The 18788-nt window shown below is 69.7% G+C and carries 21 protein-coding genes and 1 pseudogene; 18 read left to right on the forward strand and 4 right to left on the reverse strand.

Translation table 11 applies throughout. From position 1 onward, the window contains the following. Positions 1-73: 73 nt before the first annotated feature. Positions 74-886, forward strand: a complete 813-nt coding sequence (locus tag NRB56_RS36070) for an SAM-dependent methyltransferase (protein ID WP_319944032.1) — start codon at positions 74-76, stop codon at positions 884-886. A gap of 229 nt (positions 887-1115) precedes the next feature. Then, entirely contained in the window at positions 1116-2774 is a 1659-nt protein-coding gene (locus NRB56_RS36075) for a bifunctional 3'-5' exonuclease/DNA polymerase (RefSeq protein ID WP_153348853.1), read from the forward strand. A gap of 8 nt (positions 2775-2782) precedes the next feature. On the opposite strand, the gene NRB56_RS36080 is transcribed toward NRB56_RS36075, so the two are convergent. Further along, the gene (locus NRB56_RS36080) at positions 2783-2992 is read right to left on the reverse strand and encodes a hypothetical protein (protein WP_227838620.1); all 210 of its coding nucleotides are present in this window, start codon (positions 2990-2992) and stop codon (positions 2783-2785) included. 250 nt (positions 2993-3242) lie between these two features. Between NRB56_RS36080 and NRB56_RS36085 the strand changes: the two genes are divergently transcribed. The 9 genes from NRB56_RS36085 to NRB56_RS36125 all read left to right on the forward strand — a co-directional run bounded on the left by NRB56_RS36085 (position 3243) and on the right by NRB56_RS36125 (position 11329). Then, positions 3243-4142: a fumarylacetoacetate hydrolase family protein gene (locus tag NRB56_RS36085; RefSeq protein WP_153348854.1), complete on the forward strand. Its 900-nt coding sequence runs from the start codon at positions 3243-3245 to the stop codon at positions 4140-4142. A gap of 29 nt (positions 4143-4171) precedes the next feature. Continuing rightward, on the forward strand, positions 4172-5272 hold the full coding sequence (atzD, locus tag NRB56_RS36090; RefSeq protein WP_153348855.1) for a cyanuric acid amidohydrolase: 1101 nt from the start codon (positions 4172-4174) through the stop codon (positions 5270-5272). 76 nt (positions 5273-5348) lie between these two features. Then, positions 5349-6767: an amidohydrolase family protein gene (locus tag NRB56_RS36095; protein WP_153348856.1), complete on the forward strand. Its 1419-nt coding sequence runs from the start codon at positions 5349-5351 to the stop codon at positions 6765-6767. Between the two features lie 168 nt (positions 6768-6935). Then, a complete protein-coding gene (locus NRB56_RS39540) occupies positions 6936-7112 on the forward strand; it encodes a hypothetical protein (RefSeq protein ID WP_227838621.1) in 177 nt (58 codons plus the stop codon). A gap of 145 nt (positions 7113-7257) precedes the next feature. After that, on the forward strand, positions 7258-7905 hold the full coding sequence (locus NRB56_RS36105) for a restriction endonuclease (protein ID WP_153348857.1): 648 nt from the start codon (positions 7258-7260) through the stop codon (positions 7903-7905). A gap of 16 nt (positions 7906-7921) precedes the next feature. Then, positions 7922-8452: an AAA family ATPase gene (locus NRB56_RS36110; RefSeq protein ID WP_153348883.1), complete on the forward strand. Its 531-nt coding sequence runs from the start codon at positions 7922-7924 to the stop codon at positions 8450-8452. Continuing rightward, positions 8452-9129 (forward strand): alpha/beta fold hydrolase, encoded by a 678-nt coding sequence (locus NRB56_RS36115; protein WP_153348858.1) that lies wholly within the window; start codon positions 8452-8454, stop codon positions 9127-9129. The genes NRB56_RS36110 and NRB56_RS36115 overlap by 1 nt, the downstream gene beginning before the upstream one ends. A 249-nt stretch (positions 9130-9378) precedes the next feature. Then, the gene (locus NRB56_RS36120; protein ID WP_319944033.1) at positions 9379-10074 is read left to right on the forward strand and encodes a TetR/AcrR family transcriptional regulator; all 696 of its coding nucleotides are present in this window, start codon (positions 9379-9381) and stop codon (positions 10072-10074) included. A 76-nt stretch (positions 10075-10150) separates the two neighbouring features. Further along, positions 10151-11329 carry an acyl-CoA dehydrogenase family protein gene (locus NRB56_RS36125; protein ID WP_153348860.1) on the forward strand — a complete coding sequence of 393 codons (1179 nt, stop codon included), beginning with the start codon at positions 10151-10153 and terminating at the stop codon, positions 11327-11329. A 12-nt stretch (positions 11330-11341) separates the two neighbouring features. Here NRB56_RS36125 and NRB56_RS36130 read toward each other — a convergent pair whose 3' ends face one another. After that, on the reverse strand, positions 11342-12037 hold the full coding sequence (locus NRB56_RS36130; protein ID WP_153348861.1) for a MerR family transcriptional regulator: 696 nt from the start codon (positions 12035-12037) through the stop codon (positions 11342-11344). Between the two features lie 142 nt (positions 12038-12179). Between NRB56_RS36130 and NRB56_RS40635 the strand changes: the two are divergent. The 4 genes and pseudogenes from NRB56_RS40635 to NRB56_RS36145 form a co-directional block, all read left to right on the forward strand. Further along, positions 12180-12644 (forward strand): annotated as a pseudogene (locus NRB56_RS40635) (erythromycin esterase family protein); the annotation flags it as partial. Between the two features lie 107 nt (positions 12645-12751). Then, positions 12752-13348 carry an erythromycin esterase family protein gene (locus NRB56_RS40640; protein ID WP_456320186.1) on the forward strand — a complete coding sequence of 199 codons (597 nt, stop codon included), beginning with the start codon at positions 12752-12754 and terminating at the stop codon, positions 13346-13348. Positions 13349-13467: 119 nt separating this feature from the next. After that, complete coding sequence (locus NRB56_RS36140) at positions 13468-14154, forward strand: hypothetical protein (protein ID WP_153348862.1); 687 nt, start codon at positions 13468-13470, stop codon at positions 14152-14154. Positions 14155-14191: 37 nt separating this feature from the next. Next, positions 14192-14986: an EI24 domain-containing protein gene (locus NRB56_RS36145; protein ID WP_319944034.1), complete on the forward strand. Its 795-nt coding sequence runs from the start codon at positions 14192-14194 to the stop codon at positions 14984-14986. Here NRB56_RS36145 and NRB56_RS36150 read toward each other — a convergent pair. Continuing rightward, a complete protein-coding gene (locus NRB56_RS36150) occupies positions 14949-15518 on the reverse strand; it encodes a sigma-70 family RNA polymerase sigma factor (protein WP_153348863.1) in 570 nt (189 codons plus the stop codon). The two genes, NRB56_RS36145 and NRB56_RS36150, sit on opposite strands and share 38 nt — an antisense overlap. Before the next feature lie 77 nt (positions 15519-15595). Here NRB56_RS36150 and NRB56_RS36155 point away from each other — a divergent pair, with 77 nt between their 5' ends. After that, complete coding sequence (locus NRB56_RS36155; RefSeq protein WP_153348864.1) at positions 15596-16012, forward strand: nuclear transport factor 2 family protein; 417 nt, start codon at positions 15596-15598, stop codon at positions 16010-16012. A gap of 5 nt (positions 16013-16017) precedes the next feature. Here NRB56_RS36155 and NRB56_RS36160 read toward each other — a convergent pair whose 3' ends face one another. Then, on the reverse strand, positions 16018-16902 hold the full coding sequence (locus NRB56_RS36160; protein WP_153348865.1) for a class I SAM-dependent methyltransferase: 885 nt from the start codon (positions 16900-16902) through the stop codon (positions 16018-16020). 451 nt (positions 16903-17353) lie between these two features. Between NRB56_RS36160 and NRB56_RS36165 the strand changes: the two genes are divergently transcribed. Further along, positions 17354-18034, forward strand: coding sequence for a nuclear transport factor 2 family protein (locus NRB56_RS36165; RefSeq protein WP_153348866.1), 681 nt, complete (start codon positions 17354-17356; stop codon positions 18032-18034). Positions 18035-18044: 10 nt separating this feature from the next. Continuing rightward, a partial coding sequence (locus NRB56_RS36170) for an MHYT domain-containing protein (protein ID WP_153348867.1) occupies positions 18045-18788 on the forward strand: 744 nt, incomplete at its 3' end.

Genomic DNA, 18788 nt, shown 5'->3' on the forward strand with positions numbered 1-18788 from the left:
TTGCTCGGGCCGCCCGTCCGGATACGGTATATCTGCGTAATACAGAATCCCCACGTCGCAAGGAGACGTTGCCGTGTTCGACGGCCCTATCGACCTGCACACCGATGTGGCGCACCCGGCCCGGATGTACGACTACTTCCTCGGCGGGAAGGACTCGTACGAGGCCGATCGGGACGCCGCCGAGCAGGCCTTGCGCGATTTCCCGTCGGTCCGGCTGACCGCGCGCACCAATCGCGAATTCATGCACCACGCAACCCGTTACCTGGTCGGACAGGGCATCCGGCAGTTCCTGGACATCGGCACCGGCATCCCCACCGAACCGAATCTGCACCAGGTCGCCCAGGAACTCGCGCCGGAATCACGGGTGGTGTACGTGGACAACGACCCGATCGTCTACGCGCACGCCCGCGCATTGCTGGTCAGCACCCCGGAGGGCCGCACCTCCTACGTACAGGCCGACGCGAGCGAGCCCGAAAAGATCCTCGCCTCCACGGAATTGACGAGCACGCTCGACCTGAGCCAACCGGTGGCGGTCTCGATGATGGCGCTGCTGCACTTCGTCCCCGGCGACGTCTACGACATCGTGCGGCGCCTGCTGAGCCCGCTGGTCCCCGGCTCGTATCTGGCGATGTCGCACGTCACCACCGAATTCGACGACGGCGCAGACGATCCCGACGGCATGGCCCGCCTCCTGCAGGTCTACATCGACCGCGGCATCCCCGTCACACCTCGCACCCGCGACCAGGTCGCCCGCTTCTTCGACGACCTGGAACTGCTCGAGCCCGGCGTCGAGGTCATCCACCGCTGGCGCAACGAGGGCATCGAACACCCCCCGAGCCACGACAAACGCGTCTCCCTGTACGGCGCCGTCGGCAAGAAGATCTGAACGGGGACAAGCACATCCGACCGGCCGGTATCGCTCGGCAGGCCGGAAGCGATGGACCGGCACCGGTGCCGGAACCCCGGTCCGAGCGCAGGCCCGGACGATCAGCTCGGCCGGCGGCGCCGGTTCGCGGTGGGAGCGATCGGGCAGTCCCGGTTCCGCGAGCGTGGCCGCGAGGGCGACGTCGGCGTCGACGCCGATCCTGTCGGTGCCCGATGCCAGACTGACGGGTATGCGATGGGCGGTGGCGGAGACGGGTCAGGGCGGCGCGCGGCTGCGCCCGGTCGGCGCCGACGGCCACGCCGCGGGCCCGGTGTACCACGAGCCGTCGCTCGAGCAAGCGATCCGGTCGCGCCCCGAGGTCGAAAGGTGGGTCTGGCGGTCCACCGCCGGCTATCGGGGGCTGCTGGCGGCCGGGGTGCGGGTGGACCGCTGTTACGATGTGGAGGCCGCTGAGGCGTTGCTGATCGGCCATGAGGAGGGTCAGTCCGGGCAGCCCCGCTCGCTGCCCGCCGCCTGGGCGCGGCTGCACGGCCGCCCCGTCCCGCCGGACGCTCCCCTGCGCGCGGCCGACACCGAACCGGCGCTGTTCGACTCGGGCCCCCCGCCGCTGCCCGCCGGTACCGACGAGTTGACCGCCCTGCTGGAGGTCTACGCCGGGCAGGTGGCCCGCACCGCCGCCACCGCGCATCCCGAACGGATGCGGATGCTGATCACCGCCGAGTCGGCGGGCATGCTGGTCGCCGCGGAGATGTCGCGGGCGGGGGTGCCGTGGCGCGCGGACATTCACCGCGCACTGCTCGATTCCGTTCTGGGCGAACGCGTTCCGGGCGGAGGCGAGCCGCGCCGGATGGCCGAGCTGGCCGACGAGGTGTCGCGGGCCTTCGGCCAAGGGGTGCGGGTCCGGCCCGACCTGCCCCAGGACATCATCCGGGCCTTCGCCCGTGCCGGAATCCCGTTGTCCTCCACCAGGAAATGGGAACTACAGAAGATCGATCACCCGGCCGTCGCGCCGCTGCTGGCCTACAAGTCGCTGTACCGGCTGCACACCGCCAACGGCTGGTCCTGGATCGAGCAGTGGGTGCACGACGGCCGCTTCCGGCCCGAATATCTGCCCGGCGGCACGGTCACCGGCCGCTGGACCACCAACGGCGGTGGCGCCCTGCAGATTCCGAAGATCATCCGGCAGGCGGTGCGCGCCGATCCGGGCTGGCGGCTGGTGGTCGCCGACGCGGATCAGATGGAACCCCGGGTGCTCGCGGCCATCTCGCGCGATCCGGGCCTGATGGAGGTGGCCGGCCGCGGCGAGGATCTGTACGCCGATCTCGCCGCCCGCGCCTTCGACGGCGACCGCGCCCGCGCGAAGATCGCCCTGCTCGGCGCCGTCTACGGTCAGACCTCCGGCGACGCGCTGACCCACATGGCGGAGCTGCGCAGGCGCTACCCCGCCGCGGTCGCGTACGTCGACGACGCGGCCACCGCCGGTGCGGAGGGCCGGTTGGTGCGCACCTGGCTGGGCCGCACCTGCCCGCCCGCCGCGGCCTTCGAGAGCTCCGGCGACGAGGAACCCGGCCGCTACGGCAGCACGCCGAAGGCCCGCGCGCGCGGCCGATTCACCCGCAACTTCGTCGTCCAGGGCAGCGCCGCCGAATGGGCCCTGCTGGTGCTGGCGGGCCTACGGCAGGCGATGCACGGCGCCGGATTGCGCGCCGAACTGGTCTTCTTCCAGCACGACGAGGTGATCGTGCACTGTCCGGCGGAGGAAGCGCCGACGGTGGCGGCGGCGATCACCGAGGCCGCGGACACGGCGGGCCGCCTCGCCTTCGGGCCGACGCCCGTGCGATTCCCGTTCACCACCGCAGTGGTCGAGAACTACGGCGACGCGAAATGATCCGGCCGCTAAGCCAATTCGACCTCGTCGAACCCCACCGTCAGGCTGTGCCAGCGCTGCCGCAGCACACCGCCCTCCCGATGGACCAGCCCCTCCCCGAAATCCAGTCGTAGCCGGGATGCCAGATCGTCCACCTCCCGCACGACTCCGCAGACGCCGCTGAACGGCCCCTCCGGGAAATACACCACATCGCCTGGACCGAATCCGGTGAACCCCACGCGGCCATGGTAGCCGGGCTCGGCCGAACACCCCGGCGGCCGCGCGGGCTCCGGGCGGTCCGCGCAACACGATCTTCTCGGTCCGGATACCGGCGGAAAGCTCGGCGCAATACGGGGGTAACGCGGCTTCGAGAATCTTGGGATCCCAAAATATTCGCGGTCTCCGTGAGATGAGGTCAGAAGTGACGAGAAATCCCCTGCGTTCCCCTGGTGCAGGGTGTTTCGTTACGACTGCAACGAAAGCGATGCCATGAAATTCGTGACCTTCCGCCGCGACGGCGGCCCCCGCCTCGGCGCCCAGCTGCGCGACGGCGACATCCTGGATCTGACCGGTGTTTCCGGCGGTGATCCGGTATTCGGTTCGTTGTTGTCGTTGATCGACGACGGCCCGGGGGCGCTGGAGCAGGCCCGGAAATGGACCGAGGCGGCGCAGACCGGCGACGAGAACGTCTGCCACGCAACCGATGTCGCACTGTGCGCACCGATCCCCCGGCCCCGCAAGAATGTGTTCTGCGTCGGGATGAACTACCGTTCCCACGTCGAGCAGAACGCCCGAGCGCTGGGCCTGCCGACGGAGATACCCGACACCCCGTTGTTCTTCTCCAAACCGGTCACCGCGGTCATCGGCCCGGGTGCGCCGATCGTCCTCGATCCGCGGCTCACCGAGAAGCTGGACTACGAGGTCGAATTGACGATGATCATCGGCCGGGGCGGCACCTGGATCAGCGAGGCGGACGCCCCCGGCCACATCTTCGGCTACACCCTGGCCAACGACGTCTCCGCCCGCGACCTGCAGTCGCGCACCAGCCAGTTCTTCTACGGCAAGGGCCAGGACTCGTACTGCCCGCTCGGTCCGGCCGTCGTCACCGCCGACGAGATCGGCGACCTCGCCGCCCTGGACGTCGAGTTGCTGGTCAACGACGAAGTGCGGCAACGGGAATCGGCCGGCAACATGATCTTCTCCCCCGCCACGGTGATCAGCCGGCTGTCCCGGGGCATCACCCTGGAACCCGGCGACATCATCACCCTCGGCACCCCCGGCGGCTGCGGATACCAGATGGTGCCGACAGCCTTCCTGCGCGACGGCGATGTCGTGGAGTGCCGGGCCGGCGGGATCGGCAGCCTGGTCAACGCCGTCACCGCGATCTGACCACCCGACTCGACGACGAAAGGACACTCATGCGTATCGGTGTGCATCGGCTGGCCATGGCCCATCCCGGTGACGTGGCGGCACTGCGGGCCCTGGTCGAATCCGGGGAGATCGACCCGGGCACGATCGTGGCCACCATCGGCAAGACCGAGGGCAACGGCGGCGCCAACGATTTCACCCGCGCCTACGCCACAACCATACTGGCCCAGTACCTCTCGACGGTGCGGAAACAGAGCGCGCGAGAGGTCGAGGAGGGGGTCGCCTTCGTGTGGTCCGGCGGTTGCGAGGGCGTGCTGTCACCGCACGTCACCGTGTTCACCCGCGAGGACGTCCCCGACGGCGCACCGGACGGGACGAAGCGGCTGGCACTGTCGGTGCAGCGAACCCGCGATTTCCGCCCGGAGGAGGTCGGGCGCGTCGCGGAGGCCCGGGAGGTGGCCGCGGCGGTCGGCCGCGCGCTCACAGACCTCGGATGCGGCGCCGAGGATGTCCACTATGTGCAGGTGAAGGGCCCGCTGCTGACCCCCGCGGGCATCGCGGACGCCCACGCCCGGGGCGCCGAGGTGGTCACGACCGACCCGAACAGGTCGAAGGCCTACGCGCGCGGCGCCACCGCCCTCGGCGTCGCGCTCGCCCTCGGGGAGGTCGCGGCGGCGGCGGTGACCGACGACGCGATCGCCACCGACCTGTCCCTGTACTCGACCGTCGCGTCGACCTCCGCGGGCGGCGAACTCACCGCCTGTGAGGTGATCGTCTTCGCCAACTCCGCGCGGGCCACCAGTCCGTTCCGCATCGGCCACGCCGCGCTGTCCGATGCGATCGACCTCGCCGGGGTGCGGGCCGCGCTCCGCGATGCCGGGCTCGAATTCGACTGCGAGCCGGGCGAATCCGCGCGCGGCCGGATCGCGGCGGTGTTCGCCAAGGCGGAGGCGCCGGTCGGCGGAATGCTGCGCGGGCAGCGGACCACCATGCTCTCGGATGCGGACATCAACTACGAGCGGCACTCCCGCGCCGCCGTCGGCGCGCTGATCGCCAGCCAGACCGGCGATTCGCGCATCTTCGTCTCGGGCGGAACCGAACACCAGACACCACCCGGGCAGGCACCGATCGCGGCGATCGTGGCACTGTGAACGTTGACCGATCCCCGCACCACGTCGGCACATACCGCGACCCGTACCCGCACCCCGGACCCGGAGAGGACGGCCGATGGCCGATCTGATCGTCGCCCACGGACTCGTCGTCAACGGAAACCGTTCCACCGCCGCACATGTCGTGATCGACGACGGCCGCATCACCGCGCTCGTCGATGCCCGGCAACCGGTTCCGGCGGCCGGCCGGGTGATCGACGCCGCCGGCCGGATCGTGCTGCCCGGCGGCGTCGACGGACACTGTCACGTCGCCCAGATCACCGGCCCCTACCGCACTCTCGACGACTACGCGCTCACCACCTCCGCCGCGTTGCGCGGCGGCACCACCACCATTCTCGATTTCGGCATCCCCCGCGACGCCGCCGAGACCCCGCTCGCGGCGGTCGAGCACAAAATGGAGCTCGCCCGGCAGGCACGCTGCGACGTGGCGCTGCACGCCGCGGTGATCAGCTGGGATCCGACCGTCCCGGACCAGCTCGAACGACTCGCGGCACTCGGCGTCCGGTCGGTGAAGCTCTACATGACCAATCGCGGCACCACGATGGCCGACGACGACACGGTGCTGAAGGTCATGCGGGAGATGGCCCGGCTCGACGGCCTCACCTATGTGCACGCCGAGCACGACGCGATCGTCGTCGACTGCACCCACGCCCGTGCCGCCGCCGGCGAGATCGGCATCGAGCACCTGCACCGGACCCGCCCGGAACTGGCCGAGGAGGCCTCGGTCCGGGAGGTGCTGGCGATGGCCGAATATGCCGGTGCGCCGGTGTATTTCGTGCACCAGTCCACGCCCGGCGCGGTCGATCTGGTCACCGCGGCCCGCGCCCGCGGCCTGGCCGTCCACTCCGAGACCTGCCCGCACTACCTGGTGCTCGACGACACCGTCTACACCGGGCGCATTCCCGAGCGGTTCGCCTGCTGCCCGCCGATGCGCTCCCCGGAAACCGTTGCGGCACTGCGTGCCCGATTCGCCGCGGGCGCGGTCGACACGATCGCGAGCGACCACTCCTGTTACGACCTCACCCAGAAGCGCGAGCACCGCGACGACATCCGCCTGATGCCGCACGGCCTGCCCGGTGTCGAGACCCGCCTGCCGGTCGCGTTCACCGCGCTCACCGACGCGCTCGGGTCCTGCACCGAACCCGTGGTGCTGCAACGCTTCGCGGACCTGTTCGCCGCGGCGCCCGCGCGCGTCAACGCCATTCCCGGCAAGGGGGTCATCGCCGCGGGGTACGACGCCGACCTCGTCGTCCTCGATCCCACCGAGACCCGCATCGTCCTCGGCGCGGACCTGCACATGGGCACCGACTTCAGCCCGTTCGAGGGCATGCGGCTGCGCGGCTGGCCGCGGGTGGTGGTCGCCGCGGGCCGGATCGTGCTCGACGACAACGGCTTCCACGACCCGGGACCGGTGGGCCGCTACCTTCCCCGCCTCGGCTACCGGGACCGCCGCCCACTCGCCCGGGAGCGCTCGTGAGCGCGCCGCGCGGCGGCCGACCCGCCTCGGCATGATCGTGCCGTCCTCCAGCACCCGCCTGGAGCCGATGACCTATCGGATGCTCGCCGGCCGCGTCGATGTCACCGTCCACGCCGCACGCGTCCCGGTCACCCGGATCGCCCTCGACGACGACTCCGACCGCCAATTATGCTCACCCCCTACACCGACGACGTCGACACCCGCATCACCGGCCGCGTCGAGGCCGAAACCGGTGTGCCGGTATTCGATTCCGCCGCCGTCACCGTGCGGTGGTGCCTGCGCCCGACCGGCGTGGCACCACCGGATCCGCGCTGGGGATCGCTGCTCGCCCGTCCCGCGCCCTGACGACCGCCGTGACCTGCGCCCGCAGGGGACGGGATAGTGTCGCGTCGCGGCCGGACATCGGTTGCGCGCACGCGAATCTCGTCCGCGACCGCACCGAGGGAACCGTCGGCCGCGCGCCGAATGTGCTACGGAGAGGAACGCGGGGATGGGCAGGCGACGTGGCCGCCGGGGATCGAACACCGTCGGGCTACTGATCATGGCGGGCGCCGCCGCACTGGTGCTGGCCCCGCGCGCGATCCACGCCGCCGCGGCGGCGGCCCACGTCCTGATAGCCGCCGGGGTGTGCCTGCTCGCCGTGGCCGTGCTCGCCGTGATCCTCCGAGTCGGTTACCGCCTGCGCGCCCGGGCCCGGGAGGACGCCCGGGTACTCGTCGCACTGCGGCAGAACGCGTTGACCCCCAGGGAATTCGAGGACGCGCTCGCCGCACTGTGCCGCCGCGACGGCTGCACCGACGTCCGGGTCGTCGGTGGCGCCCGCGATCTCGGCGCCGACGTGATCGCCACCGCGCCGGACGGCCGTCGAATCGTATTGCAGGCCAAGCGCTATCGCAGCGATCGAACGGTCGGCAGCCAGGATGTGCAGCGCTTCGGCGGCACCGCCCACACGATCCACGGCGCCGACGTCGCCGCCGTGGTCACCACCGCGCACGCGTTCACCGCCCAGGCCCGCGCCTACGCGGAGCAGGCCGGCATCCGGCTCGTCGCGGGAAAGGACCTGGCGGCCTGGGACACCCGCACCGGACCGCCGCCCTGGAAACGATCTTCGAGGGATCATCGCGCCCGGCATGGATAATGTCGTGGTGACCGGTATGCAGCGGATCTCCGTGGTGGGGACGTCGGGTTCGGGCAAGAGCACCCTGGCCCGACGCATCGCCGACCGGCTCGCCGTCCCGTACATCGAGTTGGACGCGATCCATCATCGGCCCGGCTGGAAGGCCATGTCCGAGAAGGAATTCCGGGCCGCGGTAGCCGACCGCATCACCGGCGACACCTGGGTGGTCGACGGCAATTATTTCGGCAAACTCGGCGACCTGGTCTGGTCGCGAGCCGACACCGTCGTATGGTTCGATCTGCCGCGCGCGCTGGTCATGCGGCAGATCACCGCCCGGACCCTGCGCCGCGCGCTGACCCGGCGCGAACTGTGGAACGGCAACCGAGAAGACCTGCGCAACATGGTTTCTCTCGACCCGCAACGATCGGTGATCGTCTGGGCCTGGCAGACCCACACCGCGAACCGCGAACGCTACCTGACCGCCCGGCACGCACCGGAATACGCGCATCTGCGATTCGTCCGCCTCGGTTCCCGCCGGGAAACCGACGCATTCCTCGGAGAATTGTGATGTCCACCTTCGCTCTGATCCATGGCGCCGGCGACGTCGGCTGGTATTGGCATCTGGTGGAAGCGGAACTGCGCGAGCGAGGCCATCACACCGTCGCCCCCGACCTCCCCTGCGACGACGATTCGGCCGGATTACCCGAATACGCGGACACCGTCGCCGCCGCGATCGGCGACCACCCCGACACCGTCGTCGTCGCCCAATCCCTCGGCGGCTTCGTGGCCCCCCTGGTCTGCGATCGGGTACCGGTGCGACGCCTGATCCTGGTCGCCCCGATGATCCCCGCCCCCGGCGAGGCCCCCGCCGACTACTGGACCCACACCGGCTACGCCGCCGAACCCCGCGACCGTTACGAGGACCCCGTCGCTCTGTTCTACCAGGACGTCCCGCCGGAACTGGCCGCCGAGGCACGCCGCCGCGGCCGCCGCCAATCCGAAACCAGAATGACCGAACCCACGCCCCTGCACACCTGGCCCGCCGTCCCCACCGAAGTCCTGCTCGGCCGGCAGGACCGCCTCTTCCCCGCCCCCTACCTCCGCCGGATCGCCCGCGAACGCCTGGGCATCACCCCCGACGAGATCGACACCGGCCACACCCCCGCCCTGAGCCGCCCCCGCGAACTGGCCGCCCGCCTCGCCGCAAGTGCCGACCGGTCGACCGATACCCGGCCACCCGCGTAGCACGGGCTCGAACACCGACGCACCCGGCCTTCGGCGCGAGACACACTCGCACTGTGATCGCCGGATCGGTTACCTCCGCGGGCCTCCCGGTCGCGCTGACACCGACCCTGCTCATCGGCGCGGGATGGCCGCGACCAGCCGCCTCTCTGCTGGTCGGCCCGCTGGTACTGCTCCGGCTGTGCTCGCATGCCGGCCCGGGAAGGCCCGGAAGCGTCCGGCCCTGTCGGGCGGAGTATTACTCTGTCTGCCGTGGGAGTCCGTGAACGAGTTCTGGAGGCCGCGCTCGCCTGCTTCACCGAGGAGGGGTACGAGCGCGCCACGATCGCGCGGATCCGCGAGCGCAGCGGGGTGTCCAACGGGGCGCTGTTCCACCACTTCCGGACCAAGGAAGCGATCGCCAGTGCGCTGTACGTGGATTCGATCGCCTCGGTTCAGGAGGGGTACCGGCGGGTGCTCGCGGCGGATCCGCCGTCGCTGACGGGAGCCGTCGGCGGGGTGATCCGCCACCAGCTGCGCTGGATCGAGGACCATCCCGAGCGGGCGCGGTTCGTGTACTCGCAGGGGCGGCTCGACTGGTCCACCGAGGCGGGCGTGCGGCTGCGGGAGATGAATGCCGAGCTCAACGACGAATATCGGCGCTGGCTGGCGCCTTTCGTCGAACGGGGCGAGGCGTGCGCACTGCCGATGACCGTCGTCGTCGCGCTCGTCACCGGCCCGGCGCACGCCATCGCGCAGCAGTGGCTGGCCGGGCAGCTGCCCGGTTCCGCGAGCGAATTCGCGGAGGATCTCATCGGCGCGGCGGTGGCCGGGCTCACCGGCACGCCGGCGGCGACGCCGATCCGCCCGGTGGAAGGGCGGTTCCGGATCCAGTTGGTCGACGCCGACGGTGCGATCGTCGGCGAGGGCGACGGTGTCGCCCGGCTGCGCGCGCCGAGCCCGGAGTAACGCTCCGCGCCCACTACCGAGCAACACTCCGGAGTGTTACTCTGTCCGCACTGTGGGGACGACCAGGAGCAGCCCGATGACTGTGGTATCACCGATCCGGACCGAATACTTCGAACTACCAACCGATCTCGCCCGGCTACACGACCGCGCACAGCGGGTCGCCGCGGAATTCGCCGACCGCGCGGCCGAAGTGCGCCGGCACCTGCTCGAACACGCCGAGATGCATCCCGAATTGTGGCAGGCGTTCCGCGACAACGGCTGGACCCGACTCGCGTTGCCCGACAGCGAAGGTGGCCTGCTCGGTCTCGCGCTGGTGCTCGAGGCGTTCGCGGCGGAGGGGATCGTGCTGTGGCTGCCGGTTCTGTCCACCGCGATCGCGCACGCCGTCGCGCAGGCCGGGCCCGCCGACCTCCGTGCGGTCTGGCTGCCGCGGATCGCGGACGGGTCGGCTCATCTGGGGATGGCCGCCACCGAACAGCACAGCGGCCACAACCTTTTCGGTGTGCGCACCGAGATCCGCCGTGCCGGTGACCATTTCACGGTCAGTGGAGTCAAGCGGATCACGTCCGCACTCGATGTGGTCGACCGCGTGCTCGTGTTCGGCCGCGACGCAACTGGTTCCGGCCACACCTGCGTCCTGCTGGATCCGCGCGCGCCGGGCGCGTCGATCACCGAGATTCCCATGCGATTCCGCGAGGGGGTGCGCCAATTCGAGCTGGCGCTGGACGAAGTCGCCGTGCCCGCCGACGCGCTCGTGGGCGAGGAGGGCCGCGGCACCGCCGTGATGTGGCCGTTCACCCACGTCGAACGCACCCTGACCGCCGCCCTGTGCGTGGGCACCGCCGCCTACAGCCTCACCCGGGCCGTCGATCGCGCCCGGCGGCGGACCATCGCCGCCGATCGCCCGATCGGCGCCCATCAGGCCGTCGCGCACCCCCTCGCCGGCCTGCACGCCCGGCTGTCCGCGACGCGACTTCTGGTGCACCGCACCGCCGCTCGCATCGACGCCCATGCCGACCCGCAGACCGTCGCCGGGGACAGCAACGCGGCCAAGGTACTCGCCGCCGACCTCGCTTTCGACGCCGCGGACCGGGCCGTGCAGACCCTGGGCGCCGACGCCTGGGACGAGCGCAACGGCTGGCTGGACGTGTTCCTCGACGCTCGCCTGTCCCGCTCCGGACCGGTCAGCAACGAATTCGCCCTGAACCACATCGCGCAGCACGTCCTCGGCCTGCCCCCCGACACCGCGCGCTGAGCCGCGTACCGGTCAACGCACCCGATCGAGCATGGTCAGGTACGTATCGAGCTGGGCCGCGCCGGCGAGCAGATCGCGGCTGCGGGTGGTCAGCCGTTCCCGCCACGAGGCGAGGAAGATCGCGAGCGCGTCCGCGCCGCCCGCTGTCCGCAGCGAGTCGAGAAACTGTGCGACCTGCGACAATTGGTAGCCACCCTGGCGTAGTTGCCGCGCGATCTCGGCGTCCCGGACACAGTCCGGGCCGTATTCGCGATAACCGGTCACCCGGTCACGTTCGGGACGCAGGATGCCCTGGGTTTCCCAGGCGCGCAACGTGGCCGGGTGCATCCCCAGCCGCCGGGCCAGCTCGCCCACGGTCAGCGGCGGACCGTCGATGTGCGGCGCCGTGCCGGCCAGCGCGCCGAGCGCCGCGGCGACCTCGGCGCGCGTCTCGCGTTCGGTGAGCAGCGCGACATGCGCGGCGTCGACCAGCCGATAAGCGGATTCGAGGTCGCCGCGATTGATCGCGTGCATGATCTCGACGGCCGGCCGGTATCCGTGACCGGCGCGCAACGCCAGGAAGGCGCGCAGCGCCTGAGCGTGCAGCGGCGTGTAGCGGCGGTATCCGGTCGCGCTGCGCTCGGCCGGCGGCAGCAGACCGGCATCGTCGTAGTTGCGGATCGCCTGTGCCGACAGTCCGTGCTCACGGGCGAGGTCGATCGGTCGCAGGTCGAACCTCCGTTTGAGGGTTACAGCGGGAAAAACCTGGCTGGATCAGTGCAAGTTTCACTCGATCTTTCAACGATACCGTCGAGGGGGTCAATCGTTTCCGAAAGGGGTGCCGATGTCCACTGCCGTACCACTGCACGAGATGGCATGCGAGCTCGATGATCCGGCCCGCGCCGTGAACAACCTGCTCGCGGCCCGCGCCGAACCGCCGACCGTACTCGCCCTCGGCGAGCCGACGCACGGGATCGAGGCATTCCCGTTGCTACGCAACGAACTTCTGCGCCATCTCGCCGAACACGGCTACCGATCCATCGCGCTCGAGACCGATCTCTTCGCCGCGGCCGCCGTCGACGACTACATCGCCGGCGCCGGAACCGACATCGACACCGTGCTGCAGACCGGATTCAGCCACGGTTTCGGCGCGATACCCGGCAATCGCGAACTGCTGCACTGGCTTCGGGACTACAACCGCGGCCGGCCGCAGCGGGACCGGATCGTATTCCACGGCTTCGACGCACCGACGGAATACTCGGCCGCACCGAGCCCGCGCCGGTTTCTCCGTGCCGCCGCCGACCACCTCCCCGCGCCGCTGCGCCCCGATTCGGCGAACGACCTCGAAGCCCTGCTCGGCGACGACCGGGACTGGTCGAACGAGGCAGCGATGTTCGACCCGGCGGCCTCCGTCGGGACTCCCCTCGTGCCCGCGCCCTGCGCGTGGTCGCCGACGACCTCGCCGGAGCGCTACGCCGCGCGACACCGGTCCTGCGCCCGGCCGATCCGGCCGCCCACGACCACGCCGTCGCCCACGCCCGCACCGCCGTCGGCCTGCTGCGCTACCACACCGCCATGGCGCGCCCCGCCCCCGATCGCATCGCTCGTCTGCTGGCGATCCGCGCCGAGATGATGGCCGACAACCTGCTCGCGATCACCGCCCGGGAGCGGCACCGCGGACCGACCCTGGTGTTCGCGCACAATGTCCACCTCCAGCACACTCGCCCCACGGGATCCGACGAGAACTGGTGCAGCGCAGGCGCTCTCGTCGCCGCCGCACTCGGCGACCGCTACCTGTTCCTGGCCGCCGACGCCGCGCCCCACAGCGCCCCCGGCACCCTCCACCACCTACTCGCACAGGCGACCACCCGCCGCGCCCTGTTCCCGGCCCCGGCCCTGCGGGCCGCCCTCCGCCACACCCTCGAACCCACCGAACCCCTTGTGCGCGGCCACATCCCATTGACTCTCGCGGACCTGCCCGGCGTGGACGCCGTCGTCTTCATCGCCGACACCGACGGGAAACAACACCGATACTGGTGATCCGCCACGAGATCCGCCGGTAGCAGGTACGTGCGGCCCGATATCGGCTGGTGGACCGCGATCGATTCTGGAATCGTCGAGTCGACGCTCCACCTGTGCACGAGGGAAGGGAATCACGGATGACCGCGCCGCGTCGATACTGGATCGAATTCGACCGACACGAAAGCCCCGACCTGTGGTTCTGGCCGGGTGTCGGCGTGACCGGGTTCGACGTACCCGATTGCCTGTCGATGGTGGCGGATCTGATCCCCGCAAATCCGCTGCCACCCATTCGCCGAATCACGGTCGACATCTCACTGGCCGAGCCACTTCCGGTGAGCGGTCGCTACCTCGGCGTCCCGGTGTGGCGCGGAGTGTGGTATCCGCCCAGGAATCTCACAACCGGACCGACCCACGACATCGACCGCAGGGGCGCACCCTCCGACTACCCGACACCCGTCGCCGACTCACGCCGAGTACGACGCAGCAGGATCCTGCGCACCGAGGCCTCCTGGTGGGACGAAATCCCGCACATCGGAAGTCTCCGATGGCCGTTGGTGGATATGCACCACGCCGGGGAACGCCGCGGACTGGGCTCCGATACCGCGCTGCGCGACACCTGCGCCAGGGACCCGACCTACGGCGCCCTGGTGCGCGAAGCCCTCGACTACATGATCGCGTGGCGGCCGACACCGGACGAATGGTTCGACCCGACCGAAACCAGGTTCGCCGACCAGCGCGAGCTGGACGAATACCTCAGAGCCTTCCGGGACTACGTATTCGGGACGCGCCCGACACCGATCGACCTGCCCGTGCCCGGAGCGTAACGAAGCCGGCCGGCCGAATACCGGTAGGGTGTGCGCCGTGCGGGATTTCGGGGTGGGCTTCACTCATCTGCTGAACGGCCAGCGCTGGATGATCCGGCACAAACGGGAATTCGGTCTCGGGCTGCTGCCCGGCATCTTCACGCTGGTTCTGTACCTGGCCACGCTGCTGGCGCTCATCACGTGGGGTTACGACTTGTCCACGGCCGCCACGGCATTCGCCGACGACTGGCCCGGCCCCTGGCAGGGCCTGTTCCGGGGCTTCCTCACGATTGCGATCTTCGTGCTGTTGCTGTTGCTGGCCGTGCCCGCCTTCACCGCGATCACATTGCTGCTCGGCCAGCCCATTTACGAGGTGCTGTCGGCGCGGGTCGACCGCTCGGTCGCACCGGACGGCACCGCCCCCGAATCCGGTCTGCCGCTGTGGCGGGAGCTGTGGATATCGGCCCGGGACAGCCTCCGGATCCTGATCCGGACGGCGTTGTGGGCCATCCTGCTCTTCGCCCTGGGCTTCCTGCCCGTGGTGGGGCAGACCGTGATCCCGGTGGCCGGGATCCTGGTGACCGGCTTCTTCCTCACCGAGCAACTGACCGCGATCGCCCTGCAACGCCGCTCCGTCGAACTACGAGAACGGCTGACCCTGTTACGTTCCCGCAAGATGCTGGTCTGGGGTTTCGGCGCGCCACTGGCCGCCGCGTTCCTCGTTCCGGTCGTCGGAGTATTCCTCATGCCCGGCGCGGTCGCCGGTGGCACGCTGCTGGTACGGACCCTGCGCGCCGAGGACGGCCCCCACTCGGTTACCGATGGGCCCGATCACAGGAGTTCGCGTAGGTGAGCAGGTCACCGGATTCGGTGGCGAGCAGGAATCGGCGGGTGGTGGTGCGGTGTTCGGCGATGGTCGGGTGGTATCGGCGCCGGCCCGCCCGGATGCGTTGCCGCGCACGATAGGCCAGCTGTTGCACCGCGCGTTCCGAACGCGCGACGACAGGGGCGATCTCGGCATGCGAATATCCGAACACCTCGTGCAGGAGGAAGACCACGCGCTCGTTCCGGTCGAGGGTTTCCAGCAGCACCCGGACCGCCGCGGCGACCGCCTCGGCCAGTTCCGGGCCGCCGCTGTCGGATTCGGCGAGGTCGACGGGCAACTCGGTGGGTTCGGGTCTCGATCGTGCGCGCCGGAGTTGGTCTATCGCTTGATGAGTCACCAACCGGTGCAGGTACGCTCGCGAGTTCTCCACCGTCGCCTTGTCCACCCGGTGCCAGCGCAACCAACTCTCCTGCACGACGTCCTGCGCGTCGGCCGCGTTGCCGAGAATGGAGCGTGCGAGGGCAAGCAGTGCCTCTCGATGGGATTCGAAGTCGTCCATCACATTCCCTGAGACGTAGCACGACCCCTGCGCGTCACACGTGTGACGTCGCGGCGGCGGTGCTCGTCGATCACGGTATGACAACGACGAATCGCGACCTGGTGGCAGCGGCGGTAGCGCACTTCTCGAGCGGCGACCTCGACGGTCTCCTCGAACTGCTGCACGAGGACTTTCGCTCGCACAACCCCGGAGTCGCCGGGCCCGGCCGCGCGGCGTTCGCGGCATATCTGACGAGCGCCGAATGGCTGCGCACCGCGACGGTCACCGTCCATCACGTCCTGGCGGACGGCGACTACGTCGCGGTCCATACGCACATCGACGTCGGGCACGGCGCGGGGATGGCCACCGTGGATCTGTTCCGGGTACACGACGGGCGCATCACCGAACACTGGGACGTCGTCCAGCAGATTCCGGAGCGGACACCGAATCCACATGCCTTCTTCCAGTTCTCGGGCGTGCCACGAGAGGAGCCCGGTGTCGTCGCCGGTCCCTGAGATCCTCAGCGGCTCGCCCGCAGGATGCGGACCGGGCGCAGTGCCGCGGGCGGTTCGTTCTCGAATTCCGTTGATCCGTCGAGGTATCCGGCGACGAGGTCCGCGGCCGGGTGGTCTTCGAGGTCGGTGAAGCCGAGCGTGCGCAGCTGCGCGGCGATGTCGCCGGGAGTGAAGTAGCTGAACCAGGGTTCGCCGACGGCTTCCGCTCGTTGAGCGCGTGCCCGCAGCTGGGCACGATCCTCGTCGGTGTCGGCCAGGTAGTCGAAGATCACCTCGACCGGTTCGGGTTGTCCGGCGATGTATTCCAGGGTGGCACGGGCGGCGTCCGGGGTCAGGTAGAACACGACGCCGAGCCACACGAATACCGCCGGATCGGTCCGGCTGAATCCGGCGGCCGCCAATCGGGTTGCCAGGGTGTCGGTTTCGAAGTCGACCGGTACGAAGGTCAACCGCTCGGGCAGGTCGATGCCGGATGCGGCGAGGTGTTCGCGTTTCCACGCCTGGGTGGCGGGATGATCGACCTCGAACACGCGGAGCCCGGGATGCGGGTTGCGATAGGCGAAGGTGTCCAGGCCCGCGCCGAGGATGACGGCCTGCCGCACGCCGGCGGCGACGGCTCCGGCCATCCGGTCCTCGGCGAAACGGGCACGGGCGGCGAAGAACAGGCGGCGCGGCCGGTCGGCGACACCCAGCCGCATGATCTCCGCGACGTCACCGCCGGCGGGACGATTCGTGGCGGGCCGGCCCAATGCGGTCAGCTCGTCCGCGGTGACACCCAGCAGACGTGCCGCCAGTGGATCGGTGAGAATCCGCGGCCGGTCGGCGATCTGGTGGTAGGCGCGGGCGTAGGCGGTCACGAGCGCTGTCCGGCTGGGTCCTTCGTCGTCCATGGTCGACAAGGTACTCGGCGCTGTCCGGCTCATTCGCGGGTTTCCCGGAGATTGCCGGTACGCCCGTTCCGGCCCGTGCCACTCGTGTCACATCAGGATCGGGCGGTGCGCCCGGCGTTCACGGCGCCGCGGATTCCGCTGGCGTAGAGATCCGAAAAGAACTAGTGTGCAAGGCAATTCACAAACCGCGCGGCGCCGCACGCTCAGATCGCTTGCTCATATGCGCCAGCCGGTAACAGGTAATCCGTACAGCCACACCGTCACTCCTCTAAATTCGATCGTCGCCCAGTTCGGTCGGTATCCCACCATGTCGCGTATATGCCATGTAGGACAACACATTCGATGCCCAGAGCAGGCGCTTTCCGGCGCGACAGCGAACCTGCGCGCTGATACCTTCAACGCGCCTCCGAAGTTGTTGGCCCGCAATTGGACTGGAAACAGGAGATGTCGAATGAGTGTTGATACAATCGAATCCGGCGCAGCTGAGGTTCCGTTGCATCTGCAAGGACGCAATGCCGTGGTGGCCGCCACCGCACCCGCGCAGTGGCGTGACGAGACGCCGGACTACCACCTCTCGGAAACCGTGATGCCGGCCCAGCGCAGCACCGGTCACGAGGCAGGGTCGCTGGAGGCGATCGTCGAGGAGCTGGTGCAGGTCTTCGAGATGGAGGTCTCGCACAAGAAGGACCCCGCCACCTGGGTGTCGGTGGTGGCCGAGCACTACCGCGGCCGGGTCAACGGCGGCCCCTGGCAGGATGCCGAGGAGTTCGCCCGCATCGGCAGCTACAACATCCTGATCGGCGACAATCCGTACTACGAGGCCGCCGGCGAGACCTTCGAGTCCTCGCATCACATCTTCCACCAGGCGCTGCCCGGCGGCTTCTTCTGGGAGGTGCTCGAGGTGCTGACCGGCCCGCCGGTCGTGACGTTCAAGTGGCGGCACTGGGGCCGCTTCGAGGGCGAATACAAGGGCCACGCGCCGACCGGCGAGCTCGTCGAGCTGTTCGGTATGACGATCGCCAAGGTCGACGACGATCTGCGCATCGTCGAACTCGAGCACTTCTACGACAACAACAAGCTGCTCGGCCCGCTCGCCCACGGCTGCCCGGTCCGGCAGCAAGCCGGGGAATAGTCCTATCGAGATGGAAGTCCACCATTTCACGTACGGGCTGGTGACTCCGGTCATCGCCTACGTCATGTCCGTCATCGGTTCGTTGCTGGGCCTGCAGTGCGCCCGCCGGGCCCGCTCGGTCGCGCAACCCCAGGGCTGGCTGATCGCGGCCGCCGTCTCCATCGGTGGCACCGGCATCTGGGTCATGCACTTCGTCGCCATGCTCGGATTCTCGATCGAGGCCGCGCAGATCCGGTACAACGTCCCGCTCACACTGGCCAGCGCCGTCATCGCGATCGTCGTGGTCTGGTGCGGGCTGACTATCGTGACCCGGTGGAAGTACCTTCCCTGGGCACTGCCGGCCGGCGGCGCGGTCACCGGCCTCGGCGTCGCGGCCATGCACTACTCGGGCATGTACGCGATGAAATCCGATGCGGTACTGCGGTATTCGACCATGATCGTGATCGTGTCGGTGGTGATCGCGGTGGTCGCCGCGACCGCGGCACTGTGGTTCACCCTGACCGTGCGCGGGGTGCCGGCCACCCTCGGCGCGGCCCTCATCATGGGCGTCGCGGTCACCGGCATGCACTACACCGGCATGTCCGCCATCCACGCCCAATGGCCGGCGGTGGAGAAAGCCCCGGCAGGCGCCGACGCCGTGCAACTGCTGCTCCCGTTGATGATCGGCGTCAGCGTCATCACCATGCTGCTGTTCATCAACGTCGGACTCAGCGACGACCACGAACCCCCGCCGCCCGCCGACAATCCGCCCCCA

Source organism: Nocardia aurantia, assembly GCF_009604425.1.
GTDB classification, from domain to species: domain Bacteria; phylum Actinomycetota; class Actinomycetes; order Mycobacteriales; family Mycobacteriaceae; genus Nocardia; species Nocardia aurantia.

What these genes read in the sequence shown, in the direction of transcription:
- NRB56_RS36075 (WP_153348853.1), top strand. Translation starts at nt 1,116, where the DNA reads ATGCGATGGGCGGTGGCGGAGACGGGTCAGGGCGGCGCGCGGCTGCGC.
- NRB56_RS36085 (WP_153348854.1), top strand. Translation starts at nt 3,243, where the DNA reads ATGAAATTCGTGACCTTCCGCCGCGACGGCGGCCCCCGCCTCGGCGCC.
- atzD (WP_153348855.1), top strand. Translation starts at nt 4,172, where the DNA reads ATGCGTATCGGTGTGCATCGGCTGGCCATGGCCCATCCCGGTGACGTG.
- NRB56_RS36095 (WP_153348856.1), top strand. Translation starts at nt 5,349, where the DNA reads ATGGCCGATCTGATCGTCGCCCACGGACTCGTCGTCAACGGAAACCGT.
- NRB56_RS39540 (WP_227838621.1), top strand. Translation starts at nt 6,936, where the DNA reads ATGCTCACCCCCTACACCGACGACGTCGACACCCGCATCACCGGCCGC.
- NRB56_RS36105 (WP_153348857.1), top strand. Translation starts at nt 7,258, where the DNA reads ATGGGCAGGCGACGTGGCCGCCGGGGATCGAACACCGTCGGGCTACTG.
- NRB56_RS36110 (WP_153348883.1), top strand. Translation starts at nt 7,922, where the DNA reads ATGCAGCGGATCTCCGTGGTGGGGACGTCGGGTTCGGGCAAGAGCACC.
- NRB56_RS36115 (WP_153348858.1), top strand. Translation starts at nt 8,452, where the DNA reads ATGTCCACCTTCGCTCTGATCCATGGCGCCGGCGACGTCGGCTGGTAT.
- NRB56_RS36125 (WP_153348860.1), top strand. Translation starts at nt 10,151, where the DNA reads ATGACTGTGGTATCACCGATCCGGACCGAATACTTCGAACTACCAACC.
- NRB56_RS36140 (WP_153348862.1), top strand. Translation starts at nt 13,468, where the DNA reads ATGACCGCGCCGCGTCGATACTGGATCGAATTCGACCGACACGAAAGC.
- NRB56_RS36150 (WP_153348863.1), bottom strand. Translation starts at nt 15,518, where the DNA reads ATGGACGACTTCGAATCCCATCGAGAGGCACTGCTTGCCCTCGCACGC.
- NRB56_RS36155 (WP_153348864.1), top strand. Translation starts at nt 15,596, where the DNA reads ATGACAACGACGAATCGCGACCTGGTGGCAGCGGCGGTAGCGCACTTC.
- NRB56_RS36160 (WP_153348865.1), bottom strand. Translation starts at nt 16,902, where the DNA reads ATGGACGACGAAGGACCCAGCCGGACAGCGCTCGTGACCGCCTACGCC.
- NRB56_RS36165 (WP_153348866.1), top strand. Translation starts at nt 17,354, where the DNA reads ATGAGTGTTGATACAATCGAATCCGGCGCAGCTGAGGTTCCGTTGCAT.